14 protein-coding genes and 1 pseudogene are annotated in these 20,565 nt (G+C 65.5%); 8 read left to right on the top strand and 7 right to left on the bottom strand.

Going from position 1 to position 20,565, the window contains the following annotated elements; genetic code table 11:
- Positions 1–177 precede the first annotated feature (177 nt).
- Both QM741_RS18550 and QM741_RS18555 read right to left on the bottom strand, forming a co-directional pair.
- A complete protein-coding gene (locus QM741_RS18550; RefSeq protein WP_415209310.1) occupies positions 178–708 on the bottom strand; it encodes a DUF3011 domain-containing protein in 531 nt (176 codons plus the stop codon).
- A gap of 108 nt (positions 709–816) precedes the next feature.
- On the bottom strand, positions 817–1,170 hold the full coding sequence (locus tag QM741_RS18555; RefSeq protein WP_415209228.1) for an FmdB family zinc ribbon protein: 354 nt from the start codon (positions 1,168–1,170) through the stop codon (positions 817–819).
- A 348-nt stretch (positions 1,171–1,518) separates the two neighbouring features.
- Between QM741_RS18555 and QM741_RS18560 the strand changes: the two are divergent.
- The 8 genes and pseudogenes from QM741_RS18560 to QM741_RS18595 form a co-directional block, all read left to right on the top strand.
- Positions 1,519–1,887, top strand: a pseudogene (locus QM741_RS18560) (DUF4372 domain-containing protein); the annotation flags it as partial.
- Between the two features lie 259 nt (positions 1,888–2,146).
- The gene (locus QM741_RS18565) at positions 2,147–2,350 is read left to right on the top strand and encodes a hypothetical protein (protein ID WP_415209315.1); all 204 of its coding nucleotides are present in this window, start codon (positions 2,147–2,149) and stop codon (positions 2,348–2,350) included.
- A gap of 257 nt (positions 2,351–2,607) precedes the next feature.
- On the top strand, positions 2,608–4,203 hold the full coding sequence (locus QM741_RS18570; protein ID WP_415209229.1) for a flavin monoamine oxidase family protein: 1,596 nt from the start codon (positions 2,608–2,610) through the stop codon (positions 4,201–4,203).
- Positions 4,200–4,628, top strand: a complete 429-nt coding sequence (locus QM741_RS18575; RefSeq protein ID WP_415209230.1) for a c-type cytochrome — start codon at positions 4,200–4,202, stop codon at positions 4,626–4,628. Before QM741_RS18570 ends, QM741_RS18575 begins: the two co-directional genes overlap by 4 nt.
- 31 nt (positions 4,629–4,659) lie before the next feature.
- A complete protein-coding gene (locus QM741_RS18580; RefSeq protein WP_415209231.1) occupies positions 4,660–5,160 on the top strand; it encodes a RidA family protein in 501 nt (166 codons plus the stop codon).
- A gap of 550 nt (positions 5,161–5,710) precedes the next feature.
- The gene (locus QM741_RS18585; RefSeq protein WP_415209232.1) at positions 5,711–8,347 is read left to right on the top strand and encodes a TonB-dependent receptor plug domain-containing protein; all 2,637 of its coding nucleotides are present in this window, start codon (positions 5,711–5,713) and stop codon (positions 8,345–8,347) included.
- Positions 8,348–8,454: 107 nt separating this feature from the next.
- Positions 8,455–10,056, top strand: coding sequence for a flavin monoamine oxidase family protein (locus QM741_RS18590; RefSeq protein ID WP_415209233.1), 1,602 nt, complete (start codon positions 8,455–8,457; stop codon positions 10,054–10,056).
- A 41-nt stretch (positions 10,057–10,097) separates the two neighbouring features.
- The gene (locus tag QM741_RS18595) at positions 10,098–10,508 is read left to right on the top strand and encodes a c-type cytochrome (protein WP_415209234.1); all 411 of its coding nucleotides are present in this window, start codon (positions 10,098–10,100) and stop codon (positions 10,506–10,508) included.
- Between the two features lie 36 nt (positions 10,509–10,544).
- Here the strand turns inward: QM741_RS18595 and clpB are convergent, their stop codons facing one another.
- The 5 genes from clpB to QM741_RS18620 form a co-directional block, all read right to left on the bottom strand.
- Complete coding sequence (gene clpB, locus QM741_RS18600) at positions 10,545–13,127, bottom strand: ATP-dependent chaperone ClpB (RefSeq protein ID WP_415209235.1); 2,583 nt, start codon at positions 13,125–13,127, stop codon at positions 10,545–10,547.
- A gap of 128 nt (positions 13,128–13,255) precedes the next feature.
- On the bottom strand, positions 13,256–14,020 hold the full coding sequence (gene pgeF / locus QM741_RS18605) for a peptidoglycan editing factor PgeF (protein ID WP_415209236.1): 765 nt from the start codon (positions 14,018–14,020) through the stop codon (positions 13,256–13,258).
- A gap of 27 nt (positions 14,021–14,047) precedes the next feature.
- Positions 14,048–14,821: a class I SAM-dependent methyltransferase gene (locus QM741_RS18610; protein WP_415209237.1), complete on the bottom strand. Its 774-nt coding sequence runs from the start codon at positions 14,819–14,821 to the stop codon at positions 14,048–14,050.
- Between the two features lie 148 nt (positions 14,822–14,969).
- A complete protein-coding gene (locus QM741_RS18615; protein ID WP_415209238.1) occupies positions 14,970–15,440 on the bottom strand; it encodes a chemotaxis protein CheW in 471 nt (156 codons plus the stop codon).
- 15 nt (positions 15,441–15,455) lie between these two features.
- Positions 15,456–20,390, bottom strand: a complete 4,935-nt coding sequence (locus QM741_RS18620) for an Hpt domain-containing protein (RefSeq protein ID WP_415209239.1) — start codon at positions 20,388–20,390, stop codon at positions 15,456–15,458.
- Positions 20,391–20,565 lie beyond the last annotated feature (175 nt).

Consider the following 20,565-nt stretch of genomic DNA (forward strand, 5'->3'; position numbering starts at 1 on the left):
CGACTCTCACGCCACAGGCCCGTATGAACGGGTGCGGAATCCTACGAGGGTTTTTGTTGCACTGCAAACGAAAACGCCTGCTCGAGGCAGGCGTTTTCGTTTGCTCCGATATCATTCCCGTACCAGAATAAGGAATGGCGGCCGTCCCTGGCCATGCCTTTCAAATGCAAGCTGCGCTTACCAGCGGCGATCGATCGAGAAGGTGCCGCGGCAACCCTGCACGACCCATACACCGGCGCGGTTCCAGCCCCAGGTCCGGCCCTCGATGCACGGCGAACTCGATTCCTGACGCTGCAGGTACACGCGACCGTTCCCGCCGACGTCGACTTGACAGAAGTGGTTCTGCCCATCGTTGCTCTCGCAACGAACCGTGAAGCGCTGATTCCAATCCGGACCAGGCTGCCACGGTGCCGGCCCAGGACCCGGACCCGCAACGTCGGCGAAGCGGCCCGCACAACCATGATCTACCCAGACGAAACCGCGCCGGTCGAAGCCCCAACTGCGTCCACGCACGCATTCCGCGCTGGACAACTTGCGCATCAGACGCGCGTCGCGCCAGGGCACCGGGCAACGCTGGTAGTTGTAGCCGCTGCTGCGGCAATCGACCATATCGCCGGGCCCTCCGCCGTAATACTGCGCACGCACCACCGCGCTCGGCAAAATGCCGGCCGCCAAAACCAGAAACGCCACGAAAATTCGAATAGACATGTTCACACTCCCTTAGTGATTGTAGCCAGTGGAGTGTAGCGGACTCGGCACACGGAACAACCGTGTGCAAAGTCAAGCCGGACGAATCCGTTTAGTCGACAGTTGGACTCAGTCTTTGTTCGCCGGCGCGGAATCGCTTTTCGCCTTCGCCGCCGCGGCCGGCCTGGCGACGTCGGATGCAGGGGCTGGCGACGGTTTGGAACCCGAATCGGTCTTCGCCCCGTCCGGCCCGGATTTCGATGCCTCGTCCCTGCCGGCGAGATTGCGCTTCTTGTCGCCGTCCTTCTTGAAATCGGTTTCATACCAGCCGCTGCCGCTGAGACGGAACGCCGGCGCGGTCAGCCGGCGCGAAATGCGCTCGGCGCCGCAACTCGGACATACGGTCGGATCGGGATCACTGAGCTTCTGCAGGCGGTCGAAACGGTTGCTGCAGGCGGCGCATTGGAATTCGTAGATCGGCATCGTCGAGTCTCGGCACAGGGCGTTGCAAAGGCAGGGGATCGCAGGGTAAGGCTTGCGCCGGCGATTTCAAGCCCGCGCCGCGGCAGACCGGCGCCCCCCGCCTGCGGCAGCACGGCATGGTCGACGACTGTATCGCCGGCGGCGCCCGCTGCACGAAACTGCCGATGCGTCGCCCCTCATGGAGCGAATCAATATTTCATTTCACTAAACTGTCCGGTTAACGAGCATCATCATAGGCCCAAAACGCTGCCCTGAAGCGGGTTCCAAAGCATTTCACGGGTGTCCCCGACTTGAATCGAGTTTGGTCAATGATCCAACTTTGCGGCCCGTTCCTAACCGGAGATGGCCGTGTACGTCGGCAAAACCCTGTTCGCCCAGATCATGGACTTCCTGCCGTGGAAGACCTTTCATCACATCATCGCCCGTTACCAAGGCGACCATCGCATCCGCACGTTGTCCTGCGCCGAGCAGTTCCGCGTCATGGCCTTCGCCCAACTCACCTACCGCGAGAGTCTGCGCGACATCGAGGTGTGCCTTGCGGCGCAGTCGTCCAAGCTCTACCACATGGGCCTGCGCGAGCCCGTCAGACGCTCGACGCTTGCCGACGCCAACGAGGGCCGCGACTGGCGCATCTATGCCGACTTCGCCCAAGTGCTGATTCGACAGGCGTGTTCGCTCTACGCCAACGACGCGATGGCGGTCGATCTGGATGCCACGGTATCAACGTCGGCTTTCTGCCGAATCCGGTCACTTTCGCTTTCGGCGGCGAATATCGGCGCGAGCAGTACAAGATTCGTTCCGGCGAGCCCTATTCGTGCTATTTCAACCCGGCCGCGATCGATCCGGTGTCGGACGCGGTCGCTCCGGAGGCTAGCAGGTATTTCCGGGTCTGGCTTCCGCGGACGCAGGTTGTTTCGACCAGTACAGCGAAGCCGTCTACGTCGACTTCGAAACCAATCTGACCGAGAAACTCTCGATGGGCATCGCAGCAGGCTACGAAGACTACAGCTACGCAGGCGCGACGCGATCGGGCAACGTGACCAATGTCTACCCGGCCAAGACCTCACTTCTGGCTCCGTACGAAGACCGCGGCGACGGGTTGCAGTATTCCTCGCTCTCGCCCTTCGGTTTCAGCGGACGCTACGTCTACGCCAAAGCCAAAGCCGATTTCAGATTCTGACATTTCTCCCACTCCTCCTCCCCAGGGGAATCCAGCCCGGCGCGAAGCCGGGCTTTTTTCATGCCAACGCGATCATCGGGCGACGGCTTGACGCCGCGCGGTTTCAACGGCGTTTGAACCACACCACCGGAACGAGGCGCGGCCGTTGCTCATCGTCCGCATCGGGGCGCAACAAATAGTACTTTCAGGCCGCGAATTCATGCATACTCGGCTCTTGTGCGGAGCAACATATGCAAAGTAGGGGATCGAATATCTCCATGAGCCGGCGCGCGCTGCTCGCGCGCATCGGACGGACCGCCGGCGCGGCGGTCATGTACCAGGCGATGGCCGCGCTCGGCCATGCCGAGGAATCCACCTACACGGGTCCGGTCAGACTGGAGGGCGCTCCGCGCGGCGCCTCGGTGCTGATCCTCGGCGCCGGCATGGCCGGGCTCGTCGCGGCCTACGAACTCTCGCACGCCGGCTACAAGGTCAAGGTGCTCGAATACAACCGGCGCGCGGGCGGGCGCTCGTGGACGCTGCGCGGCGGCGACGAATACACCGAGCTAGGCGGCTTCAGGCAGAAGTGCGAGTTCGACCGCGACCCGCACCTCTACCTCAACCCGGGCCCGTGGCGCATCCCGTTCCACCATTACGGCATGCTCGACTACGCGAAAAAACTCAAGGTGCCGCTCGAACCGTTCATCCAGGTCAACAACAACGCCTGGTTCCACTCGACGAAATGGTTCGGCGGCAGGCCGCAGCGCTACACCCGCGTCAAGCACGACTACCAGGGCCATATCGCCGAACTGCTCGGGAAGGCGGCCAACAAAGGCGCGCTCGACGATACGTTGAGCCGCGAAGATAGGGAACTGCTGCTCGCCTCGCTGCGCTTCTGGGGCGCGCTCGACAAGGATTACCGCTACGTCGCCTCGCGCGAGGCCAGCGAATGGCGCGGCTGGGAAGTACAGCCCGGCGGCGGCCTGATGCCACGCCCGGTGCCCTCCAGGCCCCTCGCGCCCGACGACGTGATGCGTTCGGGCTGCTGGGCCATGCTGGCCTTCGCCGAAGGCTTCGACGTCGCCCAGTCGATCTTCCAGCCGGTCGGCGGCATGGACCGGATCGCCCAGGCGCTGTACCGTGAAGTGAAGCCGCTCGTGCAATTCGACTCGAAGGTGACTCGCATCGACCAGGACGAGCGCGGCGTGACCGTCTCCCATGTCGACCCGGCCCATCCCGGCACGACGCGCATCGAGAAGGCCGACTGGTGCCTGTGCACGATTCCGCTGTCCATCCTCTCGCAGATGCCGGTACAGGTCGGCGAGGCGATGCAGGCCGCGATCGGAGCCGTGCCCTACGGCGCTTCGGTCAAGGTCGGTTTGCAGTTCAAGCGCCGCTTCTGGGAAGAGGACGAGCGCATCTACGGCGGCATCAGCTACACCGACCAGCCTATCCAGCAGATCGGCTATCCGATCGCCGGCATGCACGCGGCCGGCAAGGGCGTGCTGCTCGGCGCCTACGTATGGGGCGGCCCGAACGCCTACGAATTCACCGCGATGACGCCGGCGCAACGCGTGCAGAAAACGCTGGAACAGGGCGCGCGGATCCATCCGCAGTACATGAGCGAATTCGAGAACGGCATCGCCGTGGCCTGGCACCGCTCCCCGTTCACGCTCGGCTGCGCCGGCGAATGGTCGGACGAGGCGCGCGCAAGACACTATGACGACCTGTGCCGGATCGATGGCCGCATCGCACTCGCAGGCGAGCACGCCTCGTTCCTGCCGGCGTGGCAGGAAGGCGCGGTGCTGTCCTCGCTCGACGCGATCTCGCGCCTGCACGCGAAGGCGGTCGCCACGGCGGGAGGCAAGGCATGAACCTGCGCCCGTTTGCGTGTCGCATCGGCGCGAGCCTGCTCGGGCTCGCGTTCGCACCGCCCGCCCTTGCCGACGAGGAGCAACCGCCGCCGTTCTCCACGAATCGCAGTCCGTTTGATCCCGATTCCGCTTTCAGTCATGCGGACGGCGGGACCCTGTTCCGCGCGATCTGCCAAGGCTGCCACATGCCCGACGCGAAGGGCGCCGAAGGCGCGGGCCGCTATCCGTCGCTTGCCGCCGATCCCCCGCTGGCCAGCGCCGCCTACCCCGCCATTACCGTGCTCAAGGGGCGCCACGGCATGCCGCCGTTCGGCTCCATGCTGAGCGATGCGCAGGTGGCGGCGGTGGTCAACTACGTGCGCACACACTTCGACAATCACTACGGCGACGCCCTGACGGCGGACGACGTGAAGAAATTGCGCTGAACTTCATTAGGCAACCACCGGAGAGTCGCAGATGAAAAAGCCCGTTTTCGCCATCGTCGCCGCCGCCATGCTGAGCGCCTGCGCCCCGCCGGCCGCGGTCGTGAAAGACGTCGAGCGCGTCCGCGCCGGCAGTTTTCCGATCGCCTCGGCAGTGGTCGTGCCCGCAGGCCAGAGCCTCGTCTTCGTCAGCGGCATGGGCGGCGACGTGATCAACAAGGACGCGCCGAAGGACAAGCCAACGGAGGCCTACGGCGACACCGAGGTGCAAACCGTTTCCGCCCTCGCCAAGATCGAAGCCACGCTGAAGGGAATGGGCTTGTCGATGAAGGACGTCGTAAAAATGCAGGTCTTCCTCGTCGGCGATCCGGGCAAGGGCGGCAAGCTGGACTTCGCCGGGCTCATGAAGGGCTATACGAAATTCTTCGGCACTGCAGAGCAGCCCAACGTGCCCGCACGCTCGGCCATGCAAGTCGCTGCGCTAGCCAATCCCGGCTGGCTGGTCGAAATCGAAGTGACCGCGGCGCGCAAGTAAGCGTTTTTCTCCCGCCGCCGCCCGGCGGCGGGAACGCCGGGTGAGGAAAGGCCGGAAAGGCGTTTCCTTCCCCCGCCCCTCATCGCTTTCCGCAACGGAAAACAGACTCGTCGTTTCCGCCATTGCGCGCGCAGCAGCGTGCGCGGCCATTGGTGCTTCCGGTCCGCGGCGGAGCGAGCCTAGTGCCAATGGCGCGGCCATATTGCTGCGGCGCACAATACGCTTGAATCTGGTGCAACTCCGGTGACCATGCCCGTTTATTGGGCGTACCGGAATCGAACTGACGCACCCATACAATCGCAATTATTTGATGTAGAACGATTTTACATTTTCATGACATTCGGCATGGGCTTTGCTAGACCTGCATCGGACTGCGTGTCTGCAGAAAAGTATGCCTCGCAGACGTCGTCTTTTTATTGCTCCACAACATATCTCTGGCGCTCCGATCATTCCGGTTCAATTCGAACCGCAAATGCAAAAAAAAGCGAGGTGGATCATGGCCGCACGTTATCGTTGGATGAAGTCTCCCTGCTTATCGACCGCCGTTGCATTGGCACTCCTGCTGACCGCGCACACCGTTTTGGCGCAACCAAGCGACACCAGTTCAGACCCGACCGTCAAGGAAATGTCGACCGTGATCGTGACGGGTACGCGCAAGACCGACATGACGGTGACGGACAGCCCGGCGCCGATCCAATTGGTCAGCGCGGAAAACCTCAAGACGACCAACGCACCCGACCTGCAGAACGCCATCGCGATGGTGGTGCCGTCGTACAACTCCAACCAGGTCGGCAACGACATGGCCAGCCAGACCCTGACCGCTTCCCTCCGTTTCCTCTCGGCGAACCACACGCTGGTCCTGGTCAACGGCAAGCGCATCCATATCACCGCGAACGTCAACACGAGCAACGGCGACGACGCCGCGGACCTGTCGTTCATCCCGCAGGAAGCCATCGACCATGTCGAAGTCCTGACCGACGGCGCCGCGGCGCTGTACGGTTCCGACGCGATTGCCGGCGTCGTCAACATCATCCTGAAAAAGAACCACTCCGGCGGCGAAGTCAGCGTCGGCTATTCGAAGTACGGCGATGGCGGCGGCAAGGATCCGAAGGCCGGCGCAAACATTGCGTTCGGCGACGAGAAGAACTTCTTCAGTCTCAGCGCCGAGTCCGAAAACCGCCAGAGCATCTACCGCTTCGGCCCGCAGGCGTTGGGCAACTGCCTGCAGAACCTGGCGGACTGCCAGAAAGTCGCGGCAGCGTACGACGACGATTCCTATGCGGGTTGGGCGGCACTCGATCCGCTGATGCAGAACGCGAGGCTCAATCCGAAATTCCCGTACCTCAACAACTGGCTCAATCCACCGGCGGTGCATCGGGAGACGCTGTACTTCAACGCCGGCGCACAGCTGACCGACGACATTTCATTCTACGCCTTCGGCGGCTTCGGCAAAAAACGGGCGCAATCCGAAGAAAACTATCGCGCACCCGATCAGCTGCCCGGCTATACCGATCCCGTCACGGGCAATACGTCCTACATGTATCTGCTCGGCTTCAACCCGTCGGAAGCCTCGCGTGAGAAAGATTTCCAGCTGACTGCCGGCCTCAACGGCAACATCGCCGGCTGGGCCTGGGACTTGTCGAGCGGGCTTGGCAAGAACCGCATGAACGTCTACACCCTGAACTCCGAAAACCAGAGCCTGTACAGCGAACTCGGCTATTCACCGGCGAATTTCTACGACGGCGCGTTCAAGGCCGGACAGTGGACGACCAACTTCAACCTGACCCGCGATTTCCAGGTTGGCCTGTCGGCGCCGCTGACCCTCAATGCCGGTCTCGAATACCGCAAGGACAGCTACGGCATCGCGCCCGGCGATCCGGCCTCGTACTACAAGGTCGGCGCTTCGTCCTTTCCGGGCTACGGTCCCGGCGTGGCGGGCTCATACAACCGCAACGCCAAGTCCGTGTTCGCCGATGCGGTTTTCTACCCGGTCGAACACTGGCTGGTCGACATCGCCGCGCGGTACGAGAACTACAGTGACTTCGGCAGCAAGGTGATCGGCAAGCTGACCACGCGTTTCGACTTCAGCGAAGCGTTCGCGATCCGCGGCACTGCCAGCACCGGCTTCCGCGCACCGAACCTCGGCGAGGAGTACTACACCCAGGTGGCGGTGGGTCCGAGTTCCGCCAACCCGATCCTGCAGCCCAACAATCCTGCCGTCGGAGCGTTGCTCGGCAGCAGCGGCCTCAAGCCGGAGACCTCGACCAATTACAGCTTGGGCTTCGTGTTTCGCCCGCTGGAAAACCTGAACAGCACGCTGGACTTCTATCGGATCACGATCGCCAACCGCGTGGTCCCCCTCAACCTGTGCTACACGTCCGGCTCGACGGCATGCGTACCGACCACAGGCGTCGCCACGGACAGTTACAACGTGGCATTGGGCAACGCACTGGTCAGCAGCGGCTATCTCGGCGCGATCGATCCGAATGTCTCCGGCGGCTCGCTCGACCCGACGGCGCGCGAGAACATCTCGGTCAGCGTCTTCTACAACGCGATCAAGACCCGGACGCAGGGCTTGGACTGGGTGACGAATTACCACTCCGATTTCGATTGGGCCTCGATCGACTGGCTGCTCGCGATCAACTACAACAAGATGACGGTGCTCAGCGCGGCGCAGGCCCCGGTCAGCCTGGGCGGCGGTTCGGTATTGAGCCAGGTCGACATCGTCAATTTGGAGAAGAACAACCCGAAGTACCGCATAAACTTCGGCCCGACCTTCAACGTCGGCAAGTTCAGCTTCACCGTTTCCGAGCAGGTCTACGGTCCGCAGTACCAATGGGCCGCCGCCAACACCAACAACGACGGCTTCGGCATTGCCTACCCGGCCAGCGTGTTGTCGCAGCTGACGACGGCCACATTCGACGGCGGCACCTACTTCAAGGAACGCATCGCCGTGATGGCGCTGACCAACCTCAGCGTCACCTTCAAACCGAGCGACATGTGGAGCCTGACCGCCGGCGGCAACAACATCTTCAACAAGTATCCCTCCGGATGGCCCAAGGCGGCTTACCAGTTCGAGGTGCAGAACTACGAGAACCAATGGGGCATGCTGGGTCCGTACCAGACCAGCAGCCCGGTCGGTCTCTTCGGCGCCTACTGGTTCGCCAACGCGACATTCAAGTTCTGAACGGCAATGCCGGAACGGCGTGACGGGCACATCACGGCGCTTTGCGCATGCCCGGCTGGCGCTTTTTCGTGCACGGCCGGTCTTTCCATCGAACGGACTGACGAGCGATGACCACAGAAAATTCCACGCTGACGCGCCGCGAGTTGTTGCGCATGATCGGCGCGACCGCAGGCGGCGCGCTGATGTACCAGGCGATGAACAGCCTGGGTTTCGCAGGCGAATCGAGCTTCGCGCCCGTTTCGCTGCAAGGCGCCCCCCGGGGCGCTTCGGTGCTTGTGCTTGGCGCCGGCATCGCCGGCATGGTCGCAGCCTACGAGTTGCGCGCAGCCGGCTACAAGGTGCAGATCCTCGAATACAACCATCGCGCTGGCGGCCGCAACTGGTCGATCCGCGGCGGCGACAGGTACACCGAACTCGGCGGCTTCAAGCAGGAGTGCAGGTTCGACGAAGGCCTCTACGTCAACCCCGGTCCATGGCGGCTGCCCTACCACCACTACGGCATCCTGCATTACTGCAAGAGGCTCGGCGTGCCGCTCGAAGCCTTCGTCCAGGTCAACTACAACGCCTACGTGCACAGCACGAAAGCGTTCGGCGGCAAGCCCCAGCGCTATCGCCCGCTCAAGGCCGACTACCACGGCCACGTCTGCGAACTGCTCGCCAAGGCCGTGCGCACGAGCAAACTGGAAGACGCGGTGACGAAGGAAGACCAGGAGAAGCTGCTGTTCTCGCTGCGCGCGATCGGCGCGCTCGACCAGAACTTCGCCTACACGAAGAACAACGGCAGCAGCAATCGCCGCGGCTTCGAGAAGGATCCGGGCGGCGGCCTGACCGCCGTGCCGATACCGTCCGAACCCATGGGCCTGAAGGACGTGCTCGACTCCGGCCTGTGGATGGCGCTTGCCGTCGGCGACTTCTACGAAATGCAGACGACCATGTTCCAGCCGGTCGGCGGCATGGGCAGGATCGGCGAGGCGTTCGGCAAGGAACTCGGCGCGCTCATCCGCTACAACGCCAAGGTGATCGAGATCAAGCAGGACGCCTCCGGCGTGACCGCGACCTACGAGGATACGACCCGGCCCGGCAGCAAGCTCAGCGCGCGCGCCGACTGGTGCGTCAACACGATTCCCCTGTCGATCCTCAGCCAGATACCGATGAACGTCGGCCAGGCGATGGCCGAGGCGATCTCGGCTGTGCCGTATTCGGCAGCGATCAAGATCGGCCTGCAGTTCAAGCGCCGTTTCTGGGAGGAGGACGAGAACATCTACGGCGGCATCACCTACACGGACCTGCCTATCTCCAACATCGCCTATCCGAGCAGCGACTACTTCAGCAAAGGCAAGGGCGTGCTGCTCGGCGCCTACATGTGGGGCCTGGCCGCGATGGACTTCACCGCGATGACGCCGCAGCAGCGCGTGCAGAAGTGCGTCGAAATGGGCACTCGGATCCATCCGCAGTACGCCAGGGAATTCGACAACGGCGTCGCGATGGCATGGCACCGCTCGCCGTTCACGATGGGCTGCGCCGGCGCGTGGACCGACGAACTGCGCGACAAGCACTACGACAACCTGTGCCAGATCGATGGCCGCATCGTGTTGGCCGGCGAGCACGCCTCGTACATTCCGGCCTGGCAGGAGGGCGCGGTTACCTCCGCGCTCGACGCGATCGGCCGCCTGCACCAACGCGCCGTTTCGGCCGGAGCCAAGGCATGAACAGGATGCGATCGACACTTCGCGTTCTCGGCTTGGTCGCCATGCTGGCGTTACTCGCCGGCAACGCCCGAGCCGACGACAACGGCGCCTTCAGCAACGCCGAACTCAAGGTCTCGACCGGCGAGCAGGTCTACCAGCACATCTGCCAGGGCTGCCACATGCCCGACGGCCGCGGCGCGGTCGGTGCAGGTCGCTATCCGGCGTTCGCCGGGGATCCCGCACTGGCCTCGACCCGCTACGTGACCGCCACCGTATTGTATGGCCGGCGCAACATGCCGTCCTTCATCGAGCGCCCATCAGGGTCGGGCGACCTGCTGCCGTTCATGCGCGCCGTTTCGCTCGGCGACGAGCAGATCGCCGGCGTCGTCAACTATATCCGCACGCATTTCGGCAATCACTACAGCGACAAGTTGACCGCCGCGGATGTGGCCGCATTGAGACAGAAAAAGTAGGTCGCCGCCCAAGCGTCGCGCGCAGGGCGGCGGCGCTTACGCTTTCGCAAAGCCAAGGCGACCGTGGTCGGCATCGACCTTGACGGTGTCGCCCGGCTGGAACCTGCCTTCGAGAATCTCCTTCGCCAGCGGATTCTCGAGTTGCTGCTGGATCGCGCGCTTGAGCGGACGCGCGCCGAACACCGGATCGAAGCCGACGTTGCCGAGCAGGTCGAGCGCCTTGTCGCTGATCGTCATGTTCAACTGACGCTCGGCCAGACGCTTGCCGAGATACGCCGTCTGGATGCGCGCGATCTGCCGGATCTGCGTCTTGTCGAGCGGACGGAACACGACGATCTCGTCGAGGCGGTTGATGAACTCGGGCCGGAAGTGCGCCTGCACGACGCCCATCACCGCCGCCTTCATCTTGGTGTATTCCTCCTCGGTGTCGCCGGTCATCTCCTGGATCAGCTGTGAGCCGAGATTGCTCGTCATCACGATCACGGTGTTGCGGAAATCGACCGTGCGGCCCTGGCCGTCGGTCAGGCGGCCGTCGTCGAGCACCTGCAAGAGGATGTTGAACACGTCGTGATGCGCCTTTTCGACCTCGTCGAGCAGGATTACGCTGTACGGACGGCGGCGCACCGCTTCGGTGAGATAACCGCCTTCCTCGTAGCCGACATAGCCAGGGGGCGCGCCGATCAGGCGCGCGACCGAATGCTTCTCCATGAATTCGCTCATGTCGATGCGCACGAGCGCGTCGCCCGAGTCGAACAGGAATTCGGCCAGCGCCTTGCACAGCTCGGTCTTGCCGACGCCGGTGGGGCCGAGAAACAGGAACGAGCCGTTCGGCCGGTTCGGATCGGACAGGCCCGCGCGCGAGCGCCGGATCGCGTCCGCGACCGCATGCACCGCCTCGTCCTGCCCGACGACGCGCTGATGCAGCACGTCCTCCATGCGCAGCAGCTTTTCGCGCTCGCCTTCGAGCATCTTCGACACCGGGATGCCGGTCCAGCGGCTGACGACCTCGGCGATCTCCTCGCCGGTCACTTTCTGCTGGAGCAGACGGAAGCCGCTGGCCTCGGCCTCCTGCGCCGCGCCGAGCTGCTTTTCCAATTGCGGGATTTTTCCGTACTGGATTTCCGCGACTTTCGCCAAGTCCTGCTTGCGCTGCGCGGCCTCGAGTTCGGCGCGCGCGTTTTCGATCTCCTCCTTGATCTTGGTCGTGCCCTGCACGGCGGCCTTCTCGGCCTTCCACACTTCGTTCAAGTCGGAGAACTCGCGCTCGAGCTTGGCGATGTCGGCTTCGAGATCGGCCAAACGCTGCTGCGATTCCTTGTCCCTCTCCTTCTTCAGCGCCTCGCGCTGGATTTTCAACTGGATCAGGCGACGCTCGAGCCGATCCAGTTCCTCCGGCTTGGAATCGATCTCCATGCGGATGCGCGAAGCCGCCTCGTCCATCAGGTCGATGGCCTTGTCGGGCAACTGGCGGTCGGGAATATATCTGTTTGAAAGCGTGGCCGCCGCCACGATGGCGGGATCGGTGATCTCGACGCCGTGGTGCAGCGCGTACTTCTCCTTGAGGCCGCGCAGGATCGCGATCGTGTCCTCGACGCTCGGCTCGCCGACGAACACCTTCTGGAAGCGGCGCTCGAGCGCGGCGTCCTTCTCGATGTACTTGCGGTATTCGTCGAGCGTGGTCGCGCCGATGCAGTGCAGCTCGCCGCGCGCGAGCGCGGGCTTGAGCATGTTGCCCGCGTCCATCGCGCCGTCGGCCTTGCCCGCACCGACCATCGTGTGCAGTTCGTCGATGAAGAGGATGATGTTGCCCTCCTCCTTCGACAGATCTTTCAGCACGGCTTTGAGGCGCTCCTCGAACTCGCCGCGGAATTTCGCGCCGGCGATCAGCGCGCCCATGTCGAGCGAGAGCACGCGCTTGTCGCGCAGCCCTTCGGGCACCTCCCCGTTGACGATGCGCTGGGCGAGGCCCTCGACGATCGCGGTCTTGCCGACGCCGGGCTCGCCGATCAGCACGGGGTTGTTCTTCGTGCGCCGCTGCAGCACCTGGATCACGCGGCGGATTTCCTCGTCGCGGCCGATCACCGGATCAAGCTTGGACTTCTCCGCACGCGCGGTCAGGTCGATCGTGTATTTCTCCAGCGCCTGGCGCTGATCCTCGGCGTTCTCGTCGGCCACCTTCTCGCCGCCGCGCATCTTCTCGATCGCCGCTTCGAGCTTCGCTTTCGTCGCGCCGGCCGCCTTGAGCGCCTGGCCGACCTCGCCCTTGTCGTCCACCGCGGCGAGCACGAACAGCTCGCTCGCGATGAACGCATCGCCGCGCTGCTGCGCAAGCTTGTCGGTCAGGTTGAGCAGGCGCGACAGCTCGTTGGAGACGTTGATGTTGCCTTCCTGCCCCTTCACCTGCGGCAGGCGCTCGATCGCCTCGTTCACGCGCTGGCGCAGCACGGGCACGTTGACGCCGGCCTGCGCGAGCAACGGCACGGTCGAGCCACCCTGCTGGTCGAGCAAGGCCGCCATCACATGCGCGGGTTCGAGCATGTTGTTGTCGCGTCCCACGGCGAGGCTCTGCGCATCGGCGAGCGCCTGCTGGAAACGCGAAGTCAGTTTGTCCATTCGCATCGGGAAATCCACACAATGAAAAGGGGCCGCAGCCGCACACTGCGCAAGATATGGGGTGCGACGGCATCCGCTTCAACCGCGATCGTGCCACGGCGCGGGTACCGGCGGCGCAGCGGCCGCCCCCATCGTCAACCTTCCGCAAGCCAGATCAGGCTGGCAAAGCGGCCGCCGATGCGGTCGCGACGATGGGAATAGAAACGCGCATCGACACAGGTGTCGAAACCGCCGCCATGCACCCGGTCGATGCCGAGCGCCGCCAGCCGATTGCGTGCGAGCGCGTAGAGATCGCAATGCCAGTGTCCTGGCCGCGTCGGCGCGAACGCCTGCGCGTCGTGCGCGGACCGCGCGAGGAAAGTCTCGCGCACCTCGTCACCCACTTCGTAGGAACGCGCGCCGATCGCCGGCCCGAGCCAGACCATCAGCCTTTCGCGCGGCGTGTGCAACTTCCCGATGCAGCGCTCGATCACACCCGCGGCAAGGCCGCGCCAGCCGGCATGGATCGCGGCGACGCCGCTGCCGTCGTCGGTGCAGACGAGCAGCGGCAGGCAATCGGCGGTGAGCACCGCCAGCACGACGCCGGGCGCGTGCGTCAACGACGCGTCGGCGCACGGCGTATCGCCGCCCGGGGCCGCGGCATCGAACGACACCACATCGGTGCCGTGCACCTGGCGCAGCCAGCGCGGCTCGCGCGGCAGGTTCAGTAACCCCACCAGCGCCGTGCGATTCGCGGCGACCGCCACCGGATCGTCGCCGCAATGCGCGCCAAGATTGAATGTATCGAACGGCGCCTGCGACGTGCCGGGCATGCGTCGCGTCGTCACCGCCGCGCGGACGCGCGCAGGCGCGGGCCAGTGGGGCACGAGAATCGCGGCGACGGTCGAAGAAACGGGCATCGGATGCGTGCTGCAGCGAGGCCCCGGTCAGACCAGCGCCGCCACCATCACGCGCTTGCCGTGTCGAAGCTGCTCGTAGCCGTCGGCCGGCACGGGCAGCACCCAGGCTTCCCGGAAGCCGACCGCGCGCAGCAACCAGATCAGGCCCTCGGTGCTCGGCGCCAGGCACACGCCGGTGACGCTGGCCTCGGGCGCGTGCGTCTCGTCCACCTCGTCGATGATGCCGAAGCAGCCCTTGAGCGGGCGCACGTATTCGTACGAACCCCAGTCGACCATGCCCGCCATGTGCGGCACGACCTGGGTTTCGATCACGCAGGCGCGGCGCGCGAGCGAACGCGCGACGCGCAGCGCGCCGACCGGGTTCTCGAGGTGATAGAGCAGGCCGAACATCAGCACGAGATCGTGTGTGCCGTCGGCCTGCGGCTTCAACGCGAACACGTCGCTCTGCCGCGCCTGGATCACATTCAATTCGTAGATACGCGCGAGCAGCGCGGCGTCCTCGACGTGCTCGGCGCGCGCGTCGACCGCCTCGACGCGGCCGAAGCCGGCGCGCGCGAGCTGCAGCGAGAACCAGCCCTGGTGGCAGGCCAGGTCGATCGCGCTCAGCGCGCTGCGGTCGCCGCCGAGCCGGTCGGCGAGGAACGCGTCGAGCATGCGCGCGCGCGTGTGATGGATCGCATCGACGCGGCCGTCGTGCGTGCTGGCCAGTTGCCGTCCGTCCGGCAGGGTCAACGGGTAGAACCATTGTTTTTCCATCGCACGCGCGTACAGCGCAGCGCGGTCGCTCGCATCGAGAGACATTGCAACTCCTGTGAAAATGGCACGCTGCACCGGCCGATGCCGTCACACGCGCCGGCGCGAAACCCCTTGCGAACCGGCCGCGAGCGACGGGGTCCCGCGCATCGCGGAAAGCAAGACACGAGCGCAACGGGCCTCTTCAACCGCGCCCTCAGGCCGCCAACGACTGCGCCACCTTCGCTTCGATCCAATGCAGGTCGGGAATGATAGCCTGATCGCTGCGCACGAGCACATGCGCGGTCGTGCCGGGGAGAAGCCTGCTGCCGTCGTCGGTACGCACGAGCAGGTCGGAGGTGATCGTGGTCAGGCGCGGCAGGCCCTGCGCGAGCAGGCCGATATGCGTCATCACGCCGTCGCGGTCGTCCAGCGTCTTGAGCACGATCACGCGCGCCTGGCGCGTTTCGTCCAGCGCGTTCACGCCGGTCATCCTGGCGAACGAGACCAGCGGAATCATGTGCTCGCGCCATGGCAGCCGCCCGAGCAGCCACGACGGCGCGCCGTCGATCTTCTCGACGTCGGCGAGCTGCGCGATTTCCGCGACCGTGGCGTTCGGCAGCAGCAGGCGGGTGCCGCTCACCGGGATCAGCACGGCGTGGATTTCGCGCGGTAAAATCTCGCCCATCTCCTGTCCTTCGCGTTATCGCGCCGCGCCGAGCAATTCGCGGATGTTGTTGACCAGTTCGGCTTCCTGGTAGGGCTTGCCGAGATAGCCTTCGACGCCGATCTCGTGCGCGCGCTGGCGGTGCTTGTCGCCGGTGCGCGAGGTGACCATGATGATCGGCACGTGCAGCGTGCGCGGATCGGCTTTCACGTACTCGGCGAACTGGTAGCCGTCCATGCGCGGCATCTCGATGTCGAGCACGACGAGGTCGGGGATGCGCTCGCCGAGTTTCTCGATCGCGTCGATGCCGTCCTTCGCGGTGACCACGTCCATGTTCTCGCGCTCGAGTACGCGCGTAGTCGCCTTGCGCATCGTGATCGAGTCGTCGACGACCATGATCGTGGCGCGGCGCGGCGCCGGCGCGGCCGCCGCGGGCGCGGTCGCCGCGATATCCTTCGGGTGCGATCCGGCCACGCGGCGCAACAGCGGCGCCAGGTCAAGAATCATGATGACCGAGCCGTCGCCCATGATCGTGGCGCCGAGGATGCCGGGCACCGAGGTGATCTGGGGGCCGACCGACTTGACCACGATTTCACGCGAGCCGTGCACCGCATCGACGCGCACCGCAGCGCGCTGGTCGCCGCTGCGCACGATCAGCAGGGGTGCCTGCGTGTCGCCGACGACGGCGGGCGAGGTTTCCTGCAACAGCGGCGCGAGCGCGATGATCGGGAACGATTCGCCGGCGTAGGGGTACTCGGGGTCCTCGCTCGCCAAGCGCGCATCGATCTCCTCGCGCGGAACGTGCACCGCACCCTGCACGGCATTCATCGGGATGGCGTAATTGGCCTCGCCGATGCGCACGATGATCGCCTGGGTGACGCCGAGCGTGAACGGCAGGCGCACGGTGAACGCGGCGCCGCGGCCCGGAGTGGATTCGATCACGAGCGAACCACCGAGCTGCTTGATCTGGTTGGAGACCACGTCCATGCCGACGCCGCGACCGGCCAGCTGGGTCAGGCTTTCGGCGGTGGAGAAGCCGCTGCTCAGGATGAAGGCGTCCAGTTCGCGGTCGCTCACGCGCGCGTCGGCGGCGAGCAGGCCGCGTTCGATCGCGCGGCGGCGGATCGCCTCGCGGTCGAGGCCGCGGCCGTCGTCGCTGATGCGCAGCACGGTCTCGGTCGCCTCGCGCGCGAGCGCGATGCGCACGTTGCCCTCGACCGGCTTGCCACCGGCGAGGCGCTCGGGCACGCTCTCGATGCCGTGCGTGAGCGCGTTGCGCAGCATGTGCTCGAGCGGCGCTTTCATGCGCTCGAGCAGGGTGCGGTCCATTTCGCCCTGCGCACCCTCGACGTGCAGGACCGCCTCCTTGCCGAGCGCGACCGCGGTCTGGCGCAGCGTGCGCCGCAGCGCCGGCACGATCGAGTCGAACGGCACCATGCGCGTGCGCATGAGGCTTTCCTGCAGGTCGGCACTGACGCGCGACTGCTGCGTCAGCAACGACTCGGACTGGCGCGTGAGCGCATCGAAGCCGACCTGGATCGAAACCAGGTCCGACATCGACTCTGCCAAGCTGCGCGAAAGCTGCTGCAACTGGCTGAAGCGGTCGAGTTCGAGCGGATCGAACGACGACGCATCACCCTCGCGCTGGAAGCGCGAGGCCATCTGCGCCTCGGCCTCGAGCTCAAGGCGGCGCATCTGGTCGCGCAGGCGCGACACGGTGGTTTCCATTTCGACGACGTTGCCGCGGTAGCTCGCGATCTGCTGTTCGAGGCGCGAACGGTAGATCGCCACCTCGCTGGCGCCATTGACCATCGTGTCGAGCTGGGCGGCGCGCACGCGGATGTATTCGCCGCCGGAGATTGCGGGTTCCACGTCCTGTTGCGGTACATCCACGAGCGACATGAATTCCGTCGCCTCGACCTGTGGCTGCTGTGGCGGTACGCGCGTATCAGGGTCCGGCGCGACGGAGGTTGTCGTGTCCACGAGCGCACCTTCCGCATCGGCGGCGGTTTCACCGCGCGACAGCGCCTCGATGCGCGCGATCAGCACCGTGGGCATCGTCGTCGGCTGACGCGCAGCCGCGGCCTGGACCTGCGTGTGCAGCGTGTCGAACCCCTGTTCGACCGCGTGCAGCATCGCGCCGTCGAGCGTGCGTCCGTGTTCGACCGCACCTTCGAGCAGCGACTCCATCGCGTGGCCGAGATCGCCGATCGGCGCGAGCTGCGACATGTTCGCGCCGCCCTTGATCGTATGCAGGTCGCGGCGCAGCGCGTCGAGCAGCCCGGTGTCGCCCGGTGCGGCATGCAGGCGCAGCAAGAGCGCATCGGAACGATCGAGGATTTCCTGCGCCTCGAGCAGGAAGACGTCGAGCAGGTCCTCGTCGATGTCGGGCGCCGGATGCGCCGGGCCAGCCGGGGCCGCCTCATCGGATGCGCGCGGCGACGCGGATTCGGCCGCAGGCAGGTCGGCGGGGGCGACATGCGGAAGCTCCGCCGCCGGCGCCATGGCAACTTCGTCTACTGCGGTAGCCTGTTCGGCGAGCGACGACTGTTCGGCGGGGGCGTCGATCGACGCGGACTTTTCCTCGTCGCCCGGCGACAACGAGTCGAGCTCCGGCGCGACCGCTGCCACCTCCGGTTCGACATGGGCGATCGTCTCGCCTGCAGGGACCTCCATGCGCAACGCGGCGAGGCGGGCGGCGAGGCCCGCGGTTTCGGGCGCCGCCGTGCCATTCTCGAGTGCGGCAAGCGCAGCCTTCACCGCAGCGACCACGTCGTCGAGCACGCCGACCCCGTTGGCGTCGAGCGCATGACCGGCATTGCGCGCGCGCGCAAGCCAGCCTTCGAATGGCGCGAGCAACTGCGCCATCTGCGGGGCATCGATCATGGCAAAGGCGCCGTTGAGCGTATGCGCAGCGCGCACGAGATCCTCGCGCACGATGAGGGGTTGGTGCTCGTGCGTGGCGGCTTCGATCACGCCGAGATGCGTTTCGGCCTCGCTGCGCAGCACTTCGAGCAGCAAACGATCAACCGGCGGCTCCAGGGACGCGGTCGCATGCGCTTCGGCGGTTTCCACCTCGTCCGCCGCGATCTCCACAGGCTGCGCCTCGTGCCCGGCGGCGGCCTCGAATGCGAAAGCCGGCACCGGCTCCACTTCGGCCGCATCTTCGACCGGCTGCGGGATTTCCGCAGCGACGGCCGGTGCCGCCTCGGCATCGGATTCCACGACCGGGCTTTCCACGTCGACAGCGTGTTCGACGACAGGCGCGATCTGGTCGTCTGCGGATTCGGCCGCGGCGACCGCGCCGGATTCGACAGGCGGCAATACCTCCAACGCCGGCGGTTCGCCCCCCGTTTGCGCAGGCGCGGCCGCGGGCTCGACCACGGCGATATCGGCGGCAGGCGCTTCGATCGCGGGCGGCGCAGTCGCGGACTCGGCGAAGGGATCGACAGCCGGCGGCGAAACGTCCCCCGCGCAGAGGCGGTCGATGGCTGCTGCGAAGCCCTCCATTGCGAAACTCGAACGCTCGTGTCTGGCGAATTCGTTGCGGAAATTGGGCAGCGTGTCGATCGCCTGGCCGACGATCTGCAGCAACGGCGGGCTCGCGCCGATGCTGCGGTCGAGCACACGATTGAGCATGTTCTCGATCTTCCAGGCGAAGTCACCGAGCGCGAGCGCGCCGACGAGGCGACCGGAACCTTTGAGCGTATGGAACGAGCGACGCACGATCTTGAGATCGACGATTTCTTCCGGATTCGCGCGCCACAACGGGAAATGCGTGCGCAGATTCGCGATCTCCTCGTCCATTTCGTCGAGGAAAACCTGGCGCAATTCCTCGTCGACGATCGGCGCCGCGTCGGGCGGAGGTGCCTCGACCGGACGTGGCGCGGGTGCGGGCGCCGGTTCGGCGGCGACCGCCCCCACCGGGCGGCTCTCCGACCAGTAGCCGAGCGAGCCGAGGCGTTCGTGCATCAGCTCGAGCACGCGCTCGCCGTCGCCGCGCTGCTCGCGGATCGCCTCGATGTAGTACTCGATCGAGGCGACCGTGTCGGCGAACGCTTCGATCTGGCCGTGTTCCGGAATGCGTTTTTGCTCGAGCAACTCGTTGCGGATATACCGCACCATCGCGTCGACCGGTTTGGCCGCGTCGCGCTTCCCGAGCATGTCGAGCGCGCCGGCAACCTCGGTGAGAAGGGCGGGGGCGGATTCGAGGCGAGTATGGTCCCAGGGCGCCTCGATGAAGGCGACGACCGCCTCCTTGACCTTGGTCACGTTGACCAGTGCTTCCTTCATCAGTACATAGAGCAGGCGCACGATTTCGGCGCGCGGCACGATGCTGCCGGACCCTGCATCGGTCGTTTCTTGCCTCGCCCCCAGACGCACGATATGGGCATCGAGCGAGGCCTCGACGACGAGCAGGCCGCCGGCGATGTCGAGCAGGCTGTCCTCGTCGGCCTCGACTTCGCCCCTGACGATGCGGTTGATCGCATCGCGCTGATCGCGCACGAGCTGGCGCGGTTGGCCCATGCCGAGCATGCCGAACGTGTCGGCCAGGCCGGCCAGCGTTTCAGCCTGCATCGCCAGGTCGGCGACATTGCGCTGCGGCGAGTGCAGATAGACGTTGAGCGTATCCTTGATCCGCAGAAGATCCTCGCGAATGCCGCCGGCAACCGTGTCGAGCAGCTCGCGGTTGTGGCCGGAGATCGAGCCGTGCGCATGTTCGAGCTCTTCCGGCGTCGGCAGCAGATGCGCCAGGTTGTAGAAATTGACTACGGCCTCGGCGCGCGGCCCTTGCACCGGCTCGTGCGCGAGGTAGTAGAGCAGGTTCTTGACCAGTTCCTTGGACGACGTCGCGTCGAGCGCCGCCTCGCCCTCTTCGATCAGGCGCCTCATCTCGCGATCGAGCTTGCCGAACAGCAGCTTGATCGCCACGCTGGCCTCGATCGCCCCGCTCTGCGCGCCTTCGACCATGGCGCCGGCGATCCACCACAGCCGGCGCGCGACGTCGTTGCCACAGCCCGCATACAGGGTGTCGAAGATTCTGCGCGATGCGCGCGAGCGGCGTGGTCGTGCCGCGATCGGATATCCAGCGCAACAGCATGGCCTGATATTCGTTGCGCAGGCTCGTCGCCGTGGTGCGCAGGAT

The organism is Rudaea sp. (assembly GCF_047601565.1).
Taxonomy (GTDB): Bacteria; Pseudomonadota; Gammaproteobacteria; order Xanthomonadales; family Rhodanobacteraceae; genus Rudaea.

Bases quoted from the DNA above. Each gene is read 5' to 3' on its own strand.
- QM741_RS18620 (WP_415209239.1), bottom strand. From the start codon at position 20,390: ATGGTCGAAGGCGCGCAGAGCGGGGCGATCGAGGCCAGCGTGGCGATC.
- QM741_RS18610 (WP_415209237.1), bottom strand. From the start codon at position 14,821: ATGTCTCTCGATGCGAGCGACCGCGCTGCGCTGTACGCGCGTGCGATG.
- pgeF (WP_415209236.1), bottom strand. From the start codon at position 14,020: ATGCCCGTTTCTTCGACCGTCGCCGCGATTCTCGTGCCCCACTGGCCC.
- QM741_RS18570 (WP_415209229.1), top strand. From the start codon at position 2,608: ATGAGCCGGCGCGCGCTGCTCGCGCGCATCGGACGGACCGCCGGCGCG.
- QM741_RS18615 (WP_415209238.1), bottom strand. From the start codon at position 15,440: ATGGGCGAGATTTTACCGCGCGAAATCCACGCCGTGCTGATCCCGGTG.
- QM741_RS18555 (WP_415209228.1), bottom strand. From the start codon at position 1,170: ATGCCGATCTACGAATTCCAATGCGCCGCCTGCAGCAACCGTTTCGAC.
- QM741_RS18575 (WP_415209230.1), top strand. From the start codon at position 4,200: ATGAACCTGCGCCCGTTTGCGTGTCGCATCGGCGCGAGCCTGCTCGGG.
- QM741_RS18595 (WP_415209234.1), top strand. From the start codon at position 10,098: ATGCTGGCGTTACTCGCCGGCAACGCCCGAGCCGACGACAACGGCGCC.
- QM741_RS18565 (WP_415209315.1), top strand. From the start codon at position 2,147: ATGGGCATCGCAGCAGGCTACGAAGACTACAGCTACGCAGGCGCGACG.
- QM741_RS18590 (WP_415209233.1), top strand. From the start codon at position 8,455: ATGACCACAGAAAATTCCACGCTGACGCGCCGCGAGTTGTTGCGCATG.
- QM741_RS18580 (WP_415209231.1), top strand. From the start codon at position 4,660: ATGAAAAAGCCCGTTTTCGCCATCGTCGCCGCCGCCATGCTGAGCGCC.
- clpB (WP_415209235.1), bottom strand. From the start codon at position 13,127: ATGCGAATGGACAAACTGACTTCGCGTTTCCAGCAGGCGCTCGCCGAT.
- QM741_RS18550 (WP_415209310.1), bottom strand. From the start codon at position 708: ATGTCTATTCGAATTTTCGTGGCGTTTCTGGTTTTGGCGGCCGGCATT.